Raw genomic sequence first — 16,509 nt, 5'->3', positions numbered from 1 at the left:
GGGGGGGGGGGGGGGGATGGCTCTTCCCCCCCGGGAAGGGCCGGGGGGGGGAACTGGACGTGCGTGGGGTTTTTCGACGGGCCCCGAAAAACAACCCCCGAGACCGTGGGTCAGCGGACGAGGCCGAGGACCTCGTCGCGCAGGGTCGTCATGGACTCGGTGGTCGGTCCTTCGACGTTGAGGCGGAGCAGCGGTTCGGTGTTGGACGGGCGGAGGTTGAACCAGCGGCCGTCGGTGAAGGTGACGGTGAGACCGTCGAGGCGGTCGGCGGTGGTGTCGCCGAGGGCACGGTAGGTGGCCTCGACCTTGTCGAGGGTGCCGGGGATGTCGCTGACCTCGGAGTTGATCTCACCGGAGGCGGCGTAGCGGGAGTAGTCGGCGACCAGTTCGGACAGCGGGCGGTCCTGTTCACCGAGGGCCGCCAGGACGTGCAGGGCGGTGAGCATGCCGGTGTCCGCCCGCCAGAAGTCGCGGAAGTAGTAGTGCCCGGAGTGTTCGCCGCCGAACACCGCGTCGTGCTCGGCCATGAGCGCCTTCATGAACGAGTGGCCGACGCGGGAGCGGACGGGAGTGCCACCGTGCTCCCGGATGATCTCGACGGCGGCCGCGGAGGTGATGACGTTGTGGATGACGGCCGACCCGGGGGCCTTGGCCAGTTCGCGGGCCGCGACCAGGCCGACGATCGCCGAGGGCGGAACGGCCTGTCCGGTCTCGTCGATGAAGAAGCACCGGTCGGCGTCCCCGTCGAAGGCCAGGCCGATGTCCGCCCCGGTCTTCTCGACCATGGCCTGGAGATCGCGGAGGTTCGCGGGCTCCAGGGGGTTGGCCTCGTGGTTCGGGAAGGTGCCGTCCAGTTCGAAGTACATCGGCACCAGGTCGAGCGGCAGGCCGTCGAACACGGCGGGGACGGTGTGTCCGGCCATGCCGTTGCCCGCGTCGACGGCGACCTTCAGGCGGCGGATGCCGCTGACGTCGACGAGGGAGTTCAGGTGGGCCGCGTACTCGGCGAGCAGGTCGCGGCGGGTGGTGGTCCCCGGGGTCGCCACCGGCTCGGGGATGTCGTCGGTCTCCAGCCAGGTGCGGATGCGGGCCAGACCGGTGTCCTCGCCGATCGGCGCGGCACCGGCCCGGCAGAGCTTGATGCCGTTGTCCTGCGCCGGGTTGTGGCTGGCGGTGATCATCACGCCGGGCAGGTCCAGGCTGCCCGAGCAGTAGTACAGGTAGTCGGTGGAGCCGAGACCCGCGTCGATGACGTCCGCACCGGCCTGGTTGGCGCCGGCCGCGAAGGCCTGCGCCAGCGCCGGGGAGGTGGAGCGCATGTCCTGGGCGATGACGATCCGGTCCGCTCCGGTGAGGCGGATGAACAGCGCGCCGGCCTTGGCGGCGATGCCGGCGTTCAGCTGCGCGGGGACCTCGCCGCGGATGTCGTACGCCTTCACGAGGCGCGAGTAGTCGGGCATGACCTGTCTCTCGGGATGTTCGATGGGAGCGGGGCGTTCATGGCGGCCGTACCGGTACGGCCGCCATGAACGCCCCGTGAAGTGGTGGAAGGCCTCAGGGCCGCGGCGCGTCCGCGGCGTTCCGGTCGAGCGCCTCGGCGGGGCTCGCGCAGCGTCGCAGCACCGCGCGTTTGACGGCCTCGTCCACCAGGACGGGCAGCCCGGCGACGACGATCAGCCACACCGCCGCGTACAGCCGTTCCGACTGGAAGTAGACGGGGTGGGCGACGACCGTGGCGATGCCGGTGAGGCCGAGACCGGTGACGATCAGGGTCAGCGGTGCCGAGCGGCGCCACAGTCCCCACAGGGCCAGTCCGAGCGGGAGGACGAGCATCGGCGCGAGGGCCTGGTGCTGCGCCCACTGCCACCAGAAGTGGCGGTTGAGCTCGAACAGGTCCTGCCAGGGAGTGACCGCTTCGGGTTTGGTCCAGTGCTTGCTGAACGTGTCCTGCAGGGTCGCCGTGGTGCCGGGCAGCTGCCACACCTTGCTGATCAGCGTGATGACGGCTGCCGTGCCGGCCGAGAGACCGAGCAGCCACCAGGTGCCGCGGTGCCGGGTACGGCGCACGAAGACGAGCATGGCGACGGCCGCGCATGCCATGAGGGCGGCCGCCATCTGGGCGCTGGAGTACTTCACGCCGGCCGACACCGCCAGCGCGGCCGCGTACACCGCCGCCCCGGTACGGATCCGCCCCTGGATCAGGGAGACGGCGCCGAACAGCATCGCCCCCAGCATGCCCAGCAGCGGGCCTTCCGCCAGTGGCAGCGTGCCCCAGGTGGCGATGGGTGTCGCGTAGAAGAGAAGCTGGCCGAGTACGGCGAGCTTGGGTCCGAGACCGATGCGGCGCAGTGCGGCCAGCGTGAAGAAGCCGCCGGCGGTGGTGAAGATGAGAGACACCGCGCTCAGCCCCGACTTGGCGCCCATGAGCCCCACGAAGGGGGCCGCGAGCAGCGGGTAGAGGGGGCGGGTCTCGAATATCTCCTCGTAGCGCGGGTCGTTGGGCTTGAGGCCCGTCGCCGCGCTGCCCTTCATGCACCGCGTGTAGGCCTTCGGGTCGCGCGGCTCCTTGAACTTCATCTCGTCCAGGAGCTGACCGCGGTACTTGCGGTTGGCCTCGTCCTTGCAGTACGCCACCAGCGCCTTGTGCTGCGCTTCCGGGCGCGTGTCACCGAGGTACTCGTACGCCTGGCGGGCGTAGCGGTAGGAGTCGTTGGAGAAGAGGGAGGCCGGAAAGGCGAAGACGTGCAGGACGACGAAGACCACGGCCACCAGGCAGGGCAGTGTGAGGCCCGCCACCCTGCGGTCGACGCGGCGGCGCGAGGGCCGCCGCGGGGCCGCGGACGGCGGAGCGGTCGTCGTCGGCGGGAAGGGGGTCCGGCCGGGAGCCATGCCTGCGGCCTGGTGCCCGGACTGCTCGGTACCGATGCTCATCGCTGAGCTCCGCGTCCGGGCGTGCGCACCCCGGCGAGCCGGATCCGCCACGGCATGATGGCGGACTCGACCTGCACGGCGGCCGTCATCTTGGAGGCGCCGATGCGGCGCTCCTCGAAGTGGATGGGTATCTCCAGGGCGGTGAACCCGGCGTTGACGGCCTGGTACTTCAGTTCGACCTGGAAGCTGTAGCCGCCGGAACGGACCTGGTCCAGGCGGGCGGCGCGGACCGTGTCAGCGCGCCACAGGACGAACCCGGCGGTGGCGTCCCGCAGCCCGGTGCGCAGCACCGCGCTGACGTAACGGTTCGCCCAGCGGGAGAGCAGCCGCCGGTGCAGGCCCCACTCCGAGGCGAGCCGGCCTCCGCACACGTACCGGCTGCCGACGACCAGCCCGGAGCCGGTCGACAGCGCGCTGCCCAGCATCTGCGGCACGTATTCGACGGGGTGGCTGCCGTCGGCGTCCATCTGGAGGACGTAGTCGGCGCCGTCCTCGACGGCGCGGGTCATGCCCGCCGCGTACGCCCGGCCCAGGCCTTCCTTGGCGGTCCGGTGCAGTACGTCGATACGGCCCGGGTACTTCCCGGCGAGCTGCTCGGCGACCTTCCCGGTGCCGTCGGGGCTGTTGTCGTCGACGACCAGCAGGCGCAGGCCCTCGAGCCCGAGTCCCATCAGCGCCTCGGCCATGCCGGGCAGGTTCTCCGCCTCGTTGTAGGTCGGCATGACGATGGTCAGGGCGGTACGGGCCCAGGCGTCGGGCAGTGCGGCGGGGAGCCGCGCGGGGTTCGGTACGGCCTCCGGTGCGGAGGCAGGGGTGGCCGAGGCGGGTACGGATGGTGCAGACACGTGATCGGTTGCTTTCGTCGTTCCGTGAAAGGGGGCTGCGGAGCGGGCGGTGGCCGGGCTCAGCAATCTGCGGAGAAGCGCACGGAGGCGTCGGGCAGGCGTGTGTCGCACCACACCCGGACTCCGTTGCGCAGTTCGTTGTCGGCGCCCACCACGGCGCCGTCGCCGACCACCGCGCCGTCCAGGACGGTGCGCGCGCCGACCCGGGCGCCCGCGCCGATGAGGCTGTGGCCGACCCGCGCGCCGGCCTCGACCCGCGCGCCGTCGAGCAGAATCGATCCTTCGACCACGGCGTCAGCGGCCACCACGGCACCCGCGCCGACGACGGTGCCGCCGCCGAGCTTGGCGCCGTCGGCGACCTCGGCCCCCGGCAGCACCAGGGCCTCGCCGGGCGGTCCCGGCACGGCGGGGGAGGTGACCACACCGCGTACGAGGTCGGCGGACGCCTGCACGAAGGAGTCGGGCCGGCCCAGGTCCAGCCAGTACGTGCGGTCGACGACACCCAGCAGGTGCGCCCCGTCGGCCAGCAGTCCGGGGAAGGTCTCCCGCTCCACCGAGACCGGGCGGTCGGCGGGGATCGCGTCGATGACGTCGCGCCGGAAGACGTAGCAGCCGGCGTTGATCTGGTCGGTGACGATCTCTTCCGGGGTGGTGGGCTTCTCCGTGAAGGCGAGCACCCGGCCGGACTCGTCGGTGGGTACGAGCCCGAAGGCACGCGGGTCCTCGACCCGGGTCAGGTGCAGGGTGACGGCCGCCCCCGCCGCTTCGTGCCGGCGGACCAGGTCCGCCGTGTCGAGTCCGGTGAGGATGTCGCCGTTGAGGACGAGCACCGGCTCCGCGGGGCCCGACGTCAGAGCCGTGGCGGCGGACCGGATGGCGCCGCCCGTGCCGAGCGGCTCCCGCTCGGTGACGTAGGTCAGCCGCAGGCCGAGCGCCGCGCCGTCACCGAAGTACGGCTCGAACACCTCGGCCAGGTAGGAGGTCGCGAGCACCACGTGCTCCACCCCCGCGGCCTTCAGCCGTGCGAGCTGATGAGCCAGGAACGGCACCCCGGCCGCCGGAACCATCGGCTTGGGTGTGTTCACCGTCAGCGGCCGCAGGCGTGTACCCCGACCGCCCACCAGCAGCACTGCTTCCGTCACGCGCTGCTCCCCCTCATGAGTAGGTTAACATTACATCTGTTTTGGAAATCTTTACACTATGGACTCCAAAACCGGCAAACCGCTGTCTAACACCAAGTAAGGCCTTATGAGTACTACCGGCTCTGCGCACGACCGCACCCGCGGGCGCCTGCACCGCCTGATCGGCGAGCTCGCGAAGTTCGGCACCGTGGGCGGGCTGGGCGTCCTGGTGAACCTGGGCGCCTTCAATATCTGCCGCGCGGTGACCGGTCTGGCGGTCGTCCGTTGCAGCGTCATCGCCACGGTCGTCGCCATCGCGTTCAACTACGTGGGGCTGCGGTACTTCACCTACCGGGACCGCGAAAGGGGAAGCCGCACAAGGGAGTTGCTGCTGTTCGCGGTCTTCAGCGCGGTCGGCCTGGTCATCGAGAACGGCGTACTTTACGTGGCCACTTACGCCTTTGACTTGAATGGTCCGATTCAGAACAACTTCTGGAAGTTCCTGGGCATCGGAACCGCCACGCTGTTCCGCTTCTGGACGTACCGCAGCGTGGTCTTCAAGCTCCCCTCACCTGCGGAAACGCCCGTGATCCCCGTGCAGCGCACCGCGGCCCCGGCCCCGCGGAAGGAACAGGCGGAACAGGTTCGATGACACCGCCGAGGCGTCGGCGGGTCGCCTCTCGCCACCTGCGAAGGCGTTGACGGAGGGGGAATCGGCGCGGCAAGGCCGTTCCTGCCCGCCTGTTCGGCGGCAGGGCGATGCGGCCGCCCATCGGTACGTCGCAGGTGTTTTCCGGCGGCGGGCCCTTACTCATCGCAATGCGGCGATGTTCCGGGGCGTCTCACCGACCTGGGCACGTCGTACCGTTCTCGCCGCATGATTCCGCGGAGTCCGAGACGGCCCGACCCTGTGATGCTTCGGAGCCCGAAAGGGTTTCATCCCCGGCGCCGATGTGACTTTCCCCATCGGGCAGCTGAAGAACGCGTCACGAAATGACGCGCGACATTCCCGCGACGCGGCGTGGGTGGCACCGTAACCATGAGGGCGGGGGCACAACGCCCCCGCCCTCATTCTCTCCGGCGGCTCCCTCGGTCACCGGAAATCCGCCTTGCCTTTTCCCTTTACTGCGCCACCTCGACAGCATCAGCCGACGCCGCCCCCGCACCCCACGCGGGCCACCCGTGGGCCGGCGGCAGTGCCACCCCTCGCCACCACGGGTCCACGACCTGTTCGTCGGCCGGTTCGAAGGGCTTGCCGGGGAGGGGGGCCGCCACCTTCGCGTGGGTGGCGCGGGCGGCGGCCACCGTGCGTTCCACCGGTTCGGACCATGGGTGCGGGGCCAGGTTGAACGTTCCCCAGTGGATGGGGAGCAGGGTGCCGGACGGGGTGCCCCGGGAGAGGTCGGTGTGGGCGCGCAGGCCCTCCTCCGGTGTCATGTGGATGTCCGGCCAGAATTCGCTGTACGCGCCTATCTGGATCATCGTCGCGTCGAACGGGCCGTGCTCGGCGCCGATGGCGGCGAAGCCGGGGAAGTAGCCGGTGTCGCCGCTGTGGAAGACGCGGTTCGCGGGGCCGGCCACCACCCAGGACGCCCACAGGGTGTGCTGGGGGCCGCGCAGTCCGCGTCCGCAGAAGTGCTGGGCGGGGGTCGCGGTGAGGGTCAGGTCCCCGACGGTCGCCGACTCGTTCCAGTCCAGTTCGGTGATGCGTTCCTCGGGCACGCCCCACAGTTCGAGGTCGGCGCCGATGCCGAGGGGGACGACGAAGCGGGTGCCCGTACGGATCAGGGCCTTGACCGTCGGCATGTCCAGGTGGTCGTAGTGGTCGTGCGAAATGACCACGGCGTCGACGGGGCCCAGGTCCCGGAGGGGGAGCGGTACGGGGTGCAGGCGCCGGGGGCCCGCCCAGGTGAACGGTGAGCAGCGCTCGCCCCAGACCGGATCGAACAGCACGCGGTGGCCGTCGATCTCGGCGAGCACTGTCGAATGTCCCATCCACGTCAGCCGCAGCCCGGAGGCGGGCGGCTCGCCCCAGTCCGCCGCCGTCGGGCGGTGTACGGGGACGCGGCCGACCGGCGCCCGGCGCAGCCGGCTCTCGCGGTCGAGTTGGCTGCGGGCCATGGACAGCGCGCCGCCCCGCACCATCTGCCGCGTCGGTACGGGGTTGCGGAACTGGCCGTCGACGAACTGCGGGGACCTCTGTATGCGCGCCAGCCGCTTCCCCGTGGGCCATGCGCCGAAGGCGGCGGGGCGGCGCAGCGCCAACCGCTCGGCGGAACGCGGGGCGGACGAGGACTCACTGCGGGGTCGAGAGCCGGGCACGGCACCTCCATGGATCGGGGCGGTAGCGCTGTCAACGAGTCGCCGTGCAGTGAACGGACCGCCACGGTGGCGGGTTCCGGCACGCCGGCGTCCGGGCCGGTGGTGCCCGCCGCGGACACCGCGGGGCCCGGACACGACACATGTTCCCTGCACGTACCGAACCACTCGGCCCGTCCGGGCATTCCGTCACGGGCCGTACGGCCCTACCGTCGTGGCATGAGCCAGACGCTGCCGCCCGGGCAGCCACCGGAACGTGAGGACGCCCCGGGAGGTGGGCCTTCCGGCGCGCCTCCCGAAGGACTGTCCGGCGGGCCTTGCGGAGGGTCCCCTGGAGATGGCGGACTGTCGCTACCACCGCAGGGGGCCGCCAAGCCCCTGGATGCCGCGGAAACTCCCGTCATGGAAGGGGGCGTTCCGCCCGGCCTGCCACCGGCCGACCTGCCACCGGTCGACCTGCCCCCGCCCACAGTCCCTGCCGCGGCCGATCTGCCCCCGCCCGTGGCCCGGGCCGCCCCGCACATCGCCCGGCCGGGGGTGCGCCTGGTGGCCGTTCCCCTGGCGGTCACGCTCGGCCTGCTGGCCGTCGCCGCGCTCGGTACCGGCTTCATCGGGCGGTTCCGTGCCGCCGAGTCGCCGGAGGCACGCGCCTTCACCTCGCTGCTGGAGTTCGACCTGTGGAGCGCCCTGGTCGGTGCCTCGATCGCGCTGTACGCGGCGGTGGCGTACGCGATGTCGTACGCGGTGCACCGGCGCTGGCGGCAGCCGATCGACCGGCCCGCGCCCCGGGCCGCGGCGGTGCTGGTGGCGGGGGCCGTCGTGCTGATGGGCGCCGTCTTCGGCGTGCTGCACTTCTTCACGCCGCCCGGTTACGTGTCGGTGCCGCTCGACGGGCTGGGGTGGCGCATTCCGCTGCTGCTCGTCCTGGGGATGCTGGCGGCGTCGCCGGGGGCGGTGGGCCTGTGGGACGTACAGGTACGGCTGTTGCGGCTGAGCCGCCGGCTGCCCACCGAGCCGGACGTGCTCGCGCCGGTGGGGGCATTGCGAGAGCTGTACCGGGGGTGGCGGGACGCGGTGCGCTTCCTGACCGGCGGCAGCCTGATCATCTCCACCGCGGTCGTCGACGCGGGGGCGCTGCGCAACGCCCTGCTGGCGTACGGCGTGCCCGAGAAGACCTTTCCGGCGTCGTCCGTACTGCTCTACGGGGCGTTCTTCAGCGTGATGTTCGCGCTGGTCTTCCTGCCGGTCGTGGTGTTGTGGCGGTCGGTCGCCGGCCGGCTGGTCGAGGTGACCGTCCGTATACCGGAGGCCGACGAGCTGACCGAGGACTGGATCGAGCGCCGGGCCCGGCTGGTGGCCTTCCTGCGCCTGGACGTCTCGCTGCCGAAGGTGCTGGCCCCGGCGTTCGGCATCCTGGCGCCGCTGGCCACGGGTGCGGTCAGCCTGTTTCTTCCCGGGGGGCGGTGACGGGGCATCAGGCCGCTCGGCGCGCCGGTTCGACGTACGCCGGCGGCGCCGCGGGGCCGGGCCGGAGCGGCAGCAGGAGGACGCGCAGGGCAAGCCGCGGGGACATCAGGCGGGACGGGGGCGCGGTGAGGCAGAAGACGTCGCGGAAGGCGGCTCCGACGACGGGGTCGCCGGCGACCCGGGCGATGAGCCGTTGCAGGTACCAGGTGGTCAGCCGTTCGCGCAGGCCGGCCCGTGCCTCGGGTCCGCTCGCGTAGGGGCGGTCGGCGCCGACCGCGGCGATCCAGGCGGCGTCGGAGGCGCGGGACACCGCGCGCTGTGCCTCGCCCGCGAACCCCGGCCGCAGGCCGCGGGCCTCCAGGGTCCGGCGCAGCGCCCGGGCGCCGAGCGCGGCCACCGACATGCCCTGCCCGTAGATGGGGTTGAAAGTGCAGTTGGCGTCGCCCAGGACGACGAAGCCTTCGGGCACGGCGCCGGGCCGTTCGTAGTGGCGGCGGCGGTTGGAGGTGTCCCGGAAGCCGTGCACGGGCGAGACCGGTTCGAGGTACGGGAGCAGGCCGTGGATGTACGGGTCGCCGACGGTGGCGGTGAAGTCGGCGAACCCCTGGTCGTCGGTGGGCGGGTGGTGGCCGCGGATGCCGGCGGCGGTCAGCAGCCACTTGCCGTCCTCGACCGGTACGTACACGGCACCGCGCGGACTGCCCGGCCAGCCGGGGATGTTGACGCCGATGTCCGGCGCGCCGGCGGGGTCGGTGGGCCGGAAGATGCGGGTGGCGTAGGCGATGCCCGCGTCCACGGTCTCCTCCCGCGGGGCGGGGCGCCCCAGGTCGGCGTACCACTGCGGCGTCCTGGAGCTACGTCCGGAGGCGTCGACGACGAGGGCGGCGGGGATGATCCGGTCGGCCGTGTCCGCGGCGGTCCCGTCGGCCGGCCGCCCGCCGCTTCCCTCACCCCGGCCGCCGCGCGTCCGTACCCGTACGCCCGTGACCCGGCCCGCGTCGCCGGTCAGACCGACCGCCTCGGTCGCCTCCAGCACCTCCAAGCGGGTCTTCGACCCGGCGGCCGCCTGGCGGGCACGGTCCCGGACGACGCCGTCGATCACCGGGCGGGTGACGGACACGCAGGTGTGGCGCCGCTCGTCGAAACGGCGCTGCCAGCCCGCGACCGTGCGTGTGATCAGGTCGCGCGGCAGATGCAGGGTGCGCGCCCCGGCGTCGGTGAGGGCCTGCACCGTGCCGGGCAGCAGCTCTTCCAGGGCGCGTTGGCCACCGGTGACGAAGACATGCAGATGCCGAGCCTGCGGCACCCCCTTACGAAAGGCGTGCCCCGCCGGATAGCGGTCGCGTTCCACGACGGTGACCGCGTCCACGTGCCCGAGCAGGGCGGTGACCGCGAGCATCCCCGCGAGTCCGCCGCCGATGACGACCGCGTGCCGCTCCCCCGCCGTTCCGGCTGTCTCCCCCGTCGCTTCGGCAGTTGCTCCCACCGTTGCCCCCGTCCCGCCCGTCGGGCCGCCCGTCCCGTACGGTGGCGGCCGTCGCAGCCACCGGTTCCTCACGGGTCTCACCCTCAGCCCGCCGGGCGGCGCTGTCAACCACCGCACCGTTCCGCGCACTTGGACGTGACGTACGCACCGCGCCGGTGCTGACCGCTACGGCTTGCGGCCCACTCCCCCGTAGAAAATGATGTTGTTCAGCTCCGCCGGGCCCGGGGGCGGCCCGTCCGGACGCCACAGCGGTACCCGTACCACGCCCGGCTCCAGCAGCTCGAACGGCCCGAAGAGCGGCTCGATCCGGCTCTTGGTGCGCAGGTTCAGGGTGGCCGTCGCGTTCTTGTAGACGTCCAGCACGCCGTCCCGGGCCCGTTCGTCCGTGCGGCCCTGTTCGTACGCCTCGTACGGCTCGCCCGTGGCGTGGGACAGCACGAGCACGCTGCCGGCGGGCAGGGCGCGCGCCAGGGTGGCGACGATGCCCGCCGGGTCCTCGTCGTCGCGGACGAAGTGCAGGACGGCCACCAGCAGCAGTGCCACCGGCTGGTCGAAGTCGATCAGCTCGCGCACGGTCGGGTGGTCGAGGATCGCCTGCGGGTCACGCACGTCGGCCAGGACGAACCCGGTGTCCTCGGTGGTGGTCAGCCGCGCGCCCGCGTGCGTGGCGACGATGGGGTCGTTGTCCACGTAGACGACCCGTACGCCGGGTGCCGTCTCCCGGGCCACCTCGTGGGTGTTGGGCGAGGTGGGGATGCCCGTGCCGATGTCGATGAGCTGCCGGATGCCGCCGGCGACCACCTCGCGGACCGCGCGGTGCAGGAACGCCCGGTTGGCGCGGGCGCTCAGCCGCACCTGTGGGTGCGCCTCGATGACGCGCCGCGCGGCTTCCCGGTCGACCTCGTAATTGTCCCGGCCGTCCAGGTAGTAGTCGTACATCCGGGCGGGGTGCGGCTTGCTGGTGTCGATCTCGTCGGCCTTGAAGGCGGCCGCGTCCTGGAGCCCCCGCGAGCCGTCCTCGTCCCAGGAGCCGATCACGGCCCGGGAGAACTCCGTTTCCTTCACGCCGTCCTCCGGTCGGTTCCGCAGCCGCAGCCGCACGGTGCGGCGGTGAGCAGGAAGTCGGCCTCGCCGGCCTTGGCGCCCTCGATGAAGCTCTTGATCTCGCGGTGGGTGTAGATCAGGGCCGGGCCGCCCGGGTCGGTGGACTGGCGCAACGCGACCCGTCCGTCCCCCAGCCGCAGCGCCTCGACGCACTCGCCGCCGTTGCCGCCGCTCCACGGCTTGTGCCAGCCGTCGCTGCCCAGCTCCGTGGCGGGCATGCCGTTGTAAATGCGTATGCGATCCATGGTTCAGATCTCCTTGCGAAAGCCGCCCAGAAGGGCCTCGGTGGTCTGTGCCGGCGCGGCTTGCGCGCACATCCGGTCCAGTGCCTCCAGGAACTGCGAGACGTCGTCGCGCTGGTCGAAATACACCGCGCCCACCAGGTTCTCCGCGTACGCGATGTCGGGCAGTTCCGGGATCGGGAAGCGGAAGATGTGGAACGGACCGTACATCGAGGGGTGCGGTCCGGCGGCGAACGGGATGATCTGCAGCCGGACGTTGGGCAGGGTGGTGGCCTCGGCCAGGCGCGCGATCTGTTCGCGCATCACCCGCGGTCCGCCGATCGGCCGCCGGAAGACCGTCTCGTCCATGACCACCCAGAGCATGGGCGCGTCGGGGCGGGTGAGCAGCGACTGCCGCTCCATGCGCAGCGCCACCGCGCGGTCGATCTCCTCCCGCGCCGCGTGCGGCATACCGGCACGCAGGACGGCGTGGGCGTACTCCTCGGTCTGCAGCAGTCCCGGGACGTAGTGCGGCTGGTAACCCCGGATGAGGTTGGCCTCGCTCTCCAGGCTCACGTAGGCGCTGAACCACTCGGGCAGCACGTCGCGGTAGTTGTGCCACCAGCCGGGCCGGTTGGCCTCGCGGGCCAGTTTGAGGAAGCCGTCGATCTCTTCCCTGTCGGTGACGCCGTAGGTCGCCAGCAGCTTCTCCACGTACGGGATCTTGAGGCCGACCTCGGCCTTCTCCATGCGCCGTACGGTGGCGTGCGTGACATCGAGGGCGGCGGCCGCCTGCTCGTAGGACAGCCCCGCCTTCTCGCGCAGGTCCTGCAGCCTCTTGCCGAGCACCACCCGCAGGACGGTCGGAGCGCCACCCGACCGTGCTTCCGCCACTTCTGCTCCCCTCCCACCACGGACATGAGTGATCAGCAGTGTGTCATGCCGTCAGCAGACCGAACAGACTGCGCTTGCGATTCTGCAAATTACACATTGATCCTTGCCATCGGTGACCAACATCGCACATAGTTGCGGAGTGGCTTCCTCCAACAACGCTCCTTCGTTAGGGCGCTGTGGCGGCTTCGTCGCCGAGCGTCTCCGGGACGCGTTCCACTTGCCGGCCCGCCGCACCTCCGTACCGGAGGCGCGCAGACGCGTGATCGCCGTGCTGCACGAGTGGGGCGCGGCAGAACAGGTCTGTGACGACGCCGAGTTGGTGGTCTCGGAGCTGTTCACCAACGCCGTACGGCACACCGACAGCGAGAAGGTCGACTGCGAACTGGCGGTCGTCGGCGCCTTCCTGCGCCTGGAGATCACCGATCAGGGCCGGGGCGACTCGGCGCCGCACGTCCAGCCCGGCAGCGTGGACAAGGAGTGCGGCCGGGGCCTGTTCCTCGTGGGCGCCCTCTCCGAGAGCTGGGGCGTGCGTCCCGGCCCCACCGGACGCGGCCGCACCGTCTGGGCCGACCTCCCCTACGGGCCCCCCGCCCCCCGCTGAAACCGCCGCCCGCGTCTCGACGACGGGCGGCGGTGTGGCATCGCCGCTGCTACAGCGGCAGCAGATCCGGCCGCTTCGGCTCCACATGGTCACCCGAGGACTCGCCGCGCAGCCGGCGGCCGATCCACGGCACCAGGTGTTCCCGCGCCCAGTGGATGTTGTCCCGGCGCGCCTCGGCCGCGGTGCGCTCCGCCTCCGGCGGCCAGGCCTGGTCCGGGTCGGCCGGCACGTCGAGGCCCAGCACCTGCGCGGCGCGCAGCGCCACCCGCGTGTGCCCGTCGGCCGACAGGTGCAGCCGGTCGTCGCTCCAGGCCCGCCGGTCCTGCACGGACTTCAGCGACCACAGGTCCAGGACCGGGCAGCCGTGCCGGTCGGCGATCGCCCGTACGTGGGCGGTGTACGTCGCGATCTTGCCGCGCAGATGCCGCAGCACCGGCATGCCACGGGTGTCGAACCCCGTGCACAGCAGTACGGTGCCGACCTTCTCCCGCAGGTCGGCGACGGCCGCCTCGTACCGCTCGGCCACCGCGTCCGGATCCGAGCCCGGCCGCAGGATGTCGTTGCCGCCGGCACAGAACGTCACCAGGTCGGGGGCCAGCTCCTTGGCCCGCGGCACCTGCTCCTCCACGATCTGGTCCAGCAGGCGCCCGCGGACCGCGAGGTTGGCGTAGCGGAACTCGCCTTCCGCGCGCCGGTCCGACAGCAGGACCGCCAGCCGGTCCGCCCAGCCGATGTACGCCCCGTCACGGCCGGGATCCCCGACTCCCTCGGTGAAGCTGTCCCCGACGGCTGCGTACGACCCGATGGCGCCATATGCGCCACTGCTCATCTTCTTCGAATCGTCTGCCACGTCAGGACATACTTCACCCCGCGAAGTGACTTACGCCACCGTAACCAGGGGTTGACGTGGGGTGATTAATGCCACCCGGTCAAATTCTGATCAAGTCGGAATAAGAAACGGCGGCGATAAACGGCTCTTTTCAGCCGTTTGACCGGGTGTGGGAGTGGCCGGGCGCCGGGGGCAGGAAAGCGAGGGCCGCCCACCCTGTACGCCCCTGACCGCACCGCCCCGGCGCCCCCGCGAATCCCGCCTCACCGGCCTGATTGCGGAGTGCACCCATGTCGTATCGTCGGAGTGGCCCGCCTCGTCGACGAGCAGCGTCGGCGACCGATCCCGAGGAGCGCCCGTGACGCAGCAGACCCCGGAGGTCCCGTCGACCGACTCCGAGCTCGCGGAGGTGCGCAACTTCCGTGACGTGGGCGGGCTGCCGACCGTGGACGGGCGCCGGGTGCGCGCGGGGCGGCTGTTCCGCAGCGGTCACCTGGCGGCGGCGACCGAGGCGGACGCCGCCTTCCTCGCCGGCCTCGGGCTGCACACGATCTTCGACTTCCGCAACGCCGCGGACATCAGGCTGGAGGGCCCCGACGTCACGCTGCCCGGCGTACGGAACGTGAACATCCCCCTGACCGACCCGGCCGACGGCGCCGAGTTCTGGGCGATGGTGCGCGACGGCGAGCTGGGCCACCTGCGTGCGGCGCTGGGCGACGGCCAGGCGGCGGGCCGGATGGCGCAGACGTACCGCCACATCATCACCACCCGCACCGCCGATCACAGCCGTGTCCTGCACGCGCTCGCCGAGGACAGCGTCCCCGCGCTCATGCACTGCGCGGCCGGCAAGGACCGGGCGGGCCTGTCCGTCGCCGTCACGCTGCTCGCGGTCGGCGTCGAGCCGGAGGCCATCGAGGCCGACTACCTGGAGTCCAACGCCGCGCACCGCCGGTACAAGGTGCGCCGCTCCGACAAGTCGGCGGCCGGCATGTCCCCCGAGGTCATGGAGCTGCTCGCGCCGCTCTTCGACGCGCGCGCCGAGTACCTGTCCGCGGCCTTCGACGCCGTCGAGGCGACCTGGGGCTCGACGGAGACGTACCTCAGCGACGGCCTGAAGCTGTCGTCCGAGACCCGCGAGCGGCTGCGCTTCCAGCTCCTGGAGGGTTGAACCGCCGCCCGCACGGCCGGGGCCGGGGCCCGCCGGCCGTGCGCGCCCGCCGCCGGGGAAAATGGCCGCGTGATCGACCACACGACTCCCTGCCTGCCGTTCCTCCAGCCCGGCGAAGTCCTGCTGCACAGCGAGCAGTACGAGGTGTACCCGTCTCTGCCGCTCGTCCCCGCCCACCTACGGATGCCGCGCAAGCAGTCGCTCCTGGAGAAGCGGATCCGGGGTGCGCTGGGCAGCGTCCTTGACAAGGCATCGCGGCCGCTCGGCATCGCCACGGACAACCGCTTCGCCAACCACCGGCTGACCCGCGCCGCGGGCACCGTCGCCGACGGGCTGAGCGAGGCGCAGGACAACTTCGAGGACGCCGTCGACCGGGCCGCCGAGCACATGATGTACGGCAAGCCCATGGAGGGCGGCTGGACCAGTATGGCCGGGCGCTTCCACGTCCGGGTCACCAACGCCGGCGGCTCCCCCGTGCACCAGGCGGTCACCGACCGCCGCCTGTTCGTGGTCACCGACCATGCCACCGGCTGGCGGGCCCGCGAACCCGAGCTGGAACTCGCCGTGGAAGTCCCCCGCGCCGACATCGCCGAGCTGCGCCCCAGGCCGCGTACGACGTTCCCCCGCGGCCGTTTCGACCTGGTCTTCGTCGACGGGTCGTGGATCGCGCTCAGCTGCTCGTTCCGCAAGAGCATGGAGGCGCTGGTGAACGCCTTCCACGGGCGGTGCTGACGCCGCGTCACTCGCTGCCGTGCGCCGTCACTTGCCCAGTTTCGCCGCCAGTTCGGCACGCCGGGCGAACTTCTCCTCCTTGGACTCCGCCATCTCACGGAGCGCCGTCCTGCGCTCCCGGTGGGCGAGCCGGTCCAGGTAGAGGTGGCCGCGGAGGTGGTCCGTCTCGTGTTGCAGGCAGCGGGCGAAGTAGCCCCTGCCCTCGATCACCAGGGGTTTGCCGTCCTTGTCCACGCCCCGCACGACGGCGCGGTCGAGGCGGGGCACGACGCGGTAGGGGCCCGGGACGGACAGACACCCCTCGGACTCCTCGACCAGCCTGCGCTGCTCGGCCGGCACCTCGTCCAGCACCGGGTTGACGATGTGCCCGACATGCCGCACGCCCCAGTCGTCCGTCATGTCCCACACGAACACCCGCAGGTCCACGTCCACCTGGTTGGCGGCGAGCCCCGCGCCCTCCGCCACGTGGTTGGTGGCGAACATGTCGTCGATCAGCCGCGCGAGTTCCGGCGTGCCGAACCGGGTGACCTCCCGGCACGGGCGGTGCAGCACCTCCTCCCCGACCACGGTGATACGGCGTACCGCCCCCCGGTCGACCTCCGGCAGGAGCCGCGGACAGGAGTCCACCGGCTCGCCCTGCACGCGTACGCGGCGGTCCTCCCGGGAGGTGTCACCGAACCGAACAGCCATGAGTCCCCACACTTCTTTCCGCGCATGCCTGCCGTCGGCCGGGGCGGATCCCCGGCCGGCGGCAGGCCGGCTTGACCGAATGCTTTGCAAAGTAGCACCCT

At 71.8% G+C, this 16,509-nt stretch carries 16 protein-coding genes; 5 read left to right on the top strand and 11 right to left on the bottom strand.

Annotated features, from left to right (window positions below):
- Positions 1–110 precede the first annotated feature (110 nt).
- From ACZ4Z1_RS06865 to manB, 4 genes are all read right to left on the bottom strand, one after another.
- Positions 111–1,460, bottom strand: a complete 1,350-nt coding sequence (locus ACZ4Z1_RS06865) for a phosphomannomutase/phosphoglucomutase (RefSeq protein WP_468485515.1) — start codon at positions 1,458–1,460, stop codon at positions 111–113.
- Positions 1,461–1,554: 94 nt separating this feature from the next.
- Positions 1,555–2,931 (bottom strand): hypothetical protein, encoded by a 1,377-nt coding sequence (locus ACZ4Z1_RS06860; RefSeq protein WP_468485514.1) that lies wholly within the window; start codon positions 2,929–2,931, stop codon positions 1,555–1,557.
- On the bottom strand, positions 2,928–3,776 hold the full coding sequence (locus ACZ4Z1_RS06855) for a polyprenol monophosphomannose synthase (RefSeq protein ID WP_468485513.1): 849 nt from the start codon (positions 3,774–3,776) through the stop codon (positions 2,928–2,930). The genes ACZ4Z1_RS06860 and ACZ4Z1_RS06855 overlap by 4 nt, the downstream gene beginning before the upstream one ends.
- Positions 3,777–3,835: 59 nt before the next feature.
- Entirely contained in the window at positions 3,836–4,918 is a 1,083-nt protein-coding gene (manB, locus tag ACZ4Z1_RS06850; RefSeq protein WP_468485512.1) for a mannose-1-phosphate guanylyltransferase, read from the bottom strand.
- A gap of 106 nt (positions 4,919–5,024) precedes the next feature.
- Between manB and ACZ4Z1_RS06845 the strand changes: the two genes are divergently transcribed.
- A complete protein-coding gene (locus ACZ4Z1_RS06845; RefSeq protein WP_468485511.1) occupies positions 5,025–5,549 on the top strand; it encodes a GtrA family protein in 525 nt (174 codons plus the stop codon).
- A gap of 470 nt (positions 5,550–6,019) precedes the next feature.
- Here the strand turns inward: ACZ4Z1_RS06845 and ACZ4Z1_RS06840 are convergent, their stop codons facing one another.
- The gene (locus tag ACZ4Z1_RS06840; protein WP_468485510.1) at positions 6,020–7,219 is read right to left on the bottom strand and encodes an MBL fold metallo-hydrolase; all 1,200 of its coding nucleotides are present in this window, start codon (positions 7,217–7,219) and stop codon (positions 6,020–6,022) included.
- A gap of 399 nt (positions 7,220–7,618) precedes the next feature.
- Between ACZ4Z1_RS06840 and ACZ4Z1_RS06835 the strand changes: the two genes are divergently transcribed.
- Positions 7,619–8,683, top strand: a complete 1,065-nt coding sequence (locus ACZ4Z1_RS06835) for a hypothetical protein (protein ID WP_468485509.1) — start codon at positions 7,619–7,621, stop codon at positions 8,681–8,683.
- A 7-nt stretch (positions 8,684–8,690) separates the two neighbouring features.
- On the opposite strand, the gene ACZ4Z1_RS06830 is transcribed toward ACZ4Z1_RS06835, so the two are convergent.
- From ACZ4Z1_RS06830 to ACZ4Z1_RS06815, 4 genes are all read right to left on the bottom strand, one after another.
- A complete protein-coding gene (locus ACZ4Z1_RS06830) occupies positions 8,691–10,082 on the bottom strand; it encodes an NAD(P)/FAD-dependent oxidoreductase (protein ID WP_468485870.1) in 1,392 nt (463 codons plus the stop codon).
- A 252-nt stretch (positions 10,083–10,334) separates the two neighbouring features.
- Entirely contained in the window at positions 10,335–11,207 is an 873-nt protein-coding gene (locus tag ACZ4Z1_RS06825) for an SAM-dependent methyltransferase (protein ID WP_468485869.1), read from the bottom strand.
- Positions 11,208–11,230: 23 nt separating this feature from the next.
- Positions 11,231–11,518 carry a DUF397 domain-containing protein gene (locus ACZ4Z1_RS06820; RefSeq protein WP_468485508.1) on the bottom strand — a complete coding sequence of 96 codons (288 nt, stop codon included), beginning with the start codon at positions 11,516–11,518 and terminating at the stop codon, positions 11,231–11,233.
- Between the two features lie 3 nt (positions 11,519–11,521).
- Complete coding sequence (locus tag ACZ4Z1_RS06815) at positions 11,522–12,388, bottom strand: helix-turn-helix domain-containing protein (RefSeq protein ID WP_468485507.1); 867 nt, start codon at positions 12,386–12,388, stop codon at positions 11,522–11,524.
- Positions 12,389–12,500: 112 nt separating this feature from the next.
- Here ACZ4Z1_RS06815 and ACZ4Z1_RS06810 point away from each other — a divergent pair, with 112 nt between their 5' ends.
- Complete coding sequence (locus ACZ4Z1_RS06810) at positions 12,501–12,989, top strand: ATP-binding protein (RefSeq protein WP_468485506.1); 489 nt, start codon at positions 12,501–12,503, stop codon at positions 12,987–12,989.
- Positions 12,990–13,038: 49 nt separating this feature from the next.
- Here the strand turns inward: ACZ4Z1_RS06810 and ACZ4Z1_RS06805 are convergent, their stop codons facing one another.
- Entirely contained in the window at positions 13,039–13,839 is an 801-nt protein-coding gene (locus ACZ4Z1_RS06805) for an SGNH/GDSL hydrolase family protein (RefSeq protein WP_468485505.1), read from the bottom strand.
- Between the two features lie 337 nt (positions 13,840–14,176).
- Between ACZ4Z1_RS06805 and ACZ4Z1_RS06800 the strand changes: the two genes are divergently transcribed.
- The gene (locus ACZ4Z1_RS06800) at positions 14,177–14,986 is read left to right on the top strand and encodes a tyrosine-protein phosphatase (protein WP_468485504.1); all 810 of its coding nucleotides are present in this window, start codon (positions 14,177–14,179) and stop codon (positions 14,984–14,986) included.
- A 69-nt stretch (positions 14,987–15,055) separates the two neighbouring features.
- Positions 15,056–15,718 (top strand): class I SAM-dependent methyltransferase, encoded by a 663-nt coding sequence (locus ACZ4Z1_RS06795; protein ID WP_468485503.1) that lies wholly within the window; start codon positions 15,056–15,058, stop codon positions 15,716–15,718.
- 27 nt (positions 15,719–15,745) lie between these two features.
- On the opposite strand, the gene def is transcribed toward ACZ4Z1_RS06795, so the two are convergent.
- Positions 15,746–16,408 carry a peptide deformylase gene (def, locus tag ACZ4Z1_RS06790; protein ID WP_468485502.1) on the bottom strand — a complete coding sequence of 221 codons (663 nt, stop codon included), beginning with the start codon at positions 16,406–16,408 and terminating at the stop codon, positions 15,746–15,748.
- Positions 16,409–16,509 lie beyond the last annotated feature (101 nt).

It is taken from the genome of Streptomyces sp. NPDC030165, from assembly GCF_055573595.1.
The sequence above is the reverse complement of the archived record's forward strand: the minus strand, read 5'-3'. Positions and strand labels throughout refer to the sequence as shown.

Excerpts from the sequence above, each read along its gene's own strand:
- ACZ4Z1_RS06865 (WP_468485515.1), bottom strand. The coding sequence starts at position 1,460 with ATGCCCGACTACTCGCGCCTCGTGAAGGCGTACGACATCCGCGGCGAG.
- ACZ4Z1_RS06860 (WP_468485514.1), bottom strand. The coding sequence starts at position 2,931 with ATGAGCATCGGTACCGAGCAGTCCGGGCACCAGGCCGCAGGCATGGCT.
- ACZ4Z1_RS06845 (WP_468485511.1), top strand. The coding sequence starts at position 5,025 with ATGAGTACTACCGGCTCTGCGCACGACCGCACCCGCGGGCGCCTGCAC.
- ACZ4Z1_RS06835 (WP_468485509.1), top strand. The coding sequence starts at position 7,619 with ATGGAAGGGGGCGTTCCGCCCGGCCTGCCACCGGCCGACCTGCCACCG.
- ACZ4Z1_RS06830 (WP_468485870.1), bottom strand. The coding sequence starts at position 10,082 with ATGCTCGCGGTCACCGCCCTGCTCGGGCACGTGGACGCGGTCACCGTC.
- ACZ4Z1_RS06820 (WP_468485508.1), bottom strand. The coding sequence starts at position 11,518 with ATGGATCGCATACGCATTTACAACGGCATGCCCGCCACGGAGCTGGGC.
- def (WP_468485502.1), bottom strand. The coding sequence starts at position 16,408 with ATGGCTGTTCGGTTCGGTGACACCTCCCGGGAGGACCGCCGCGTACGC.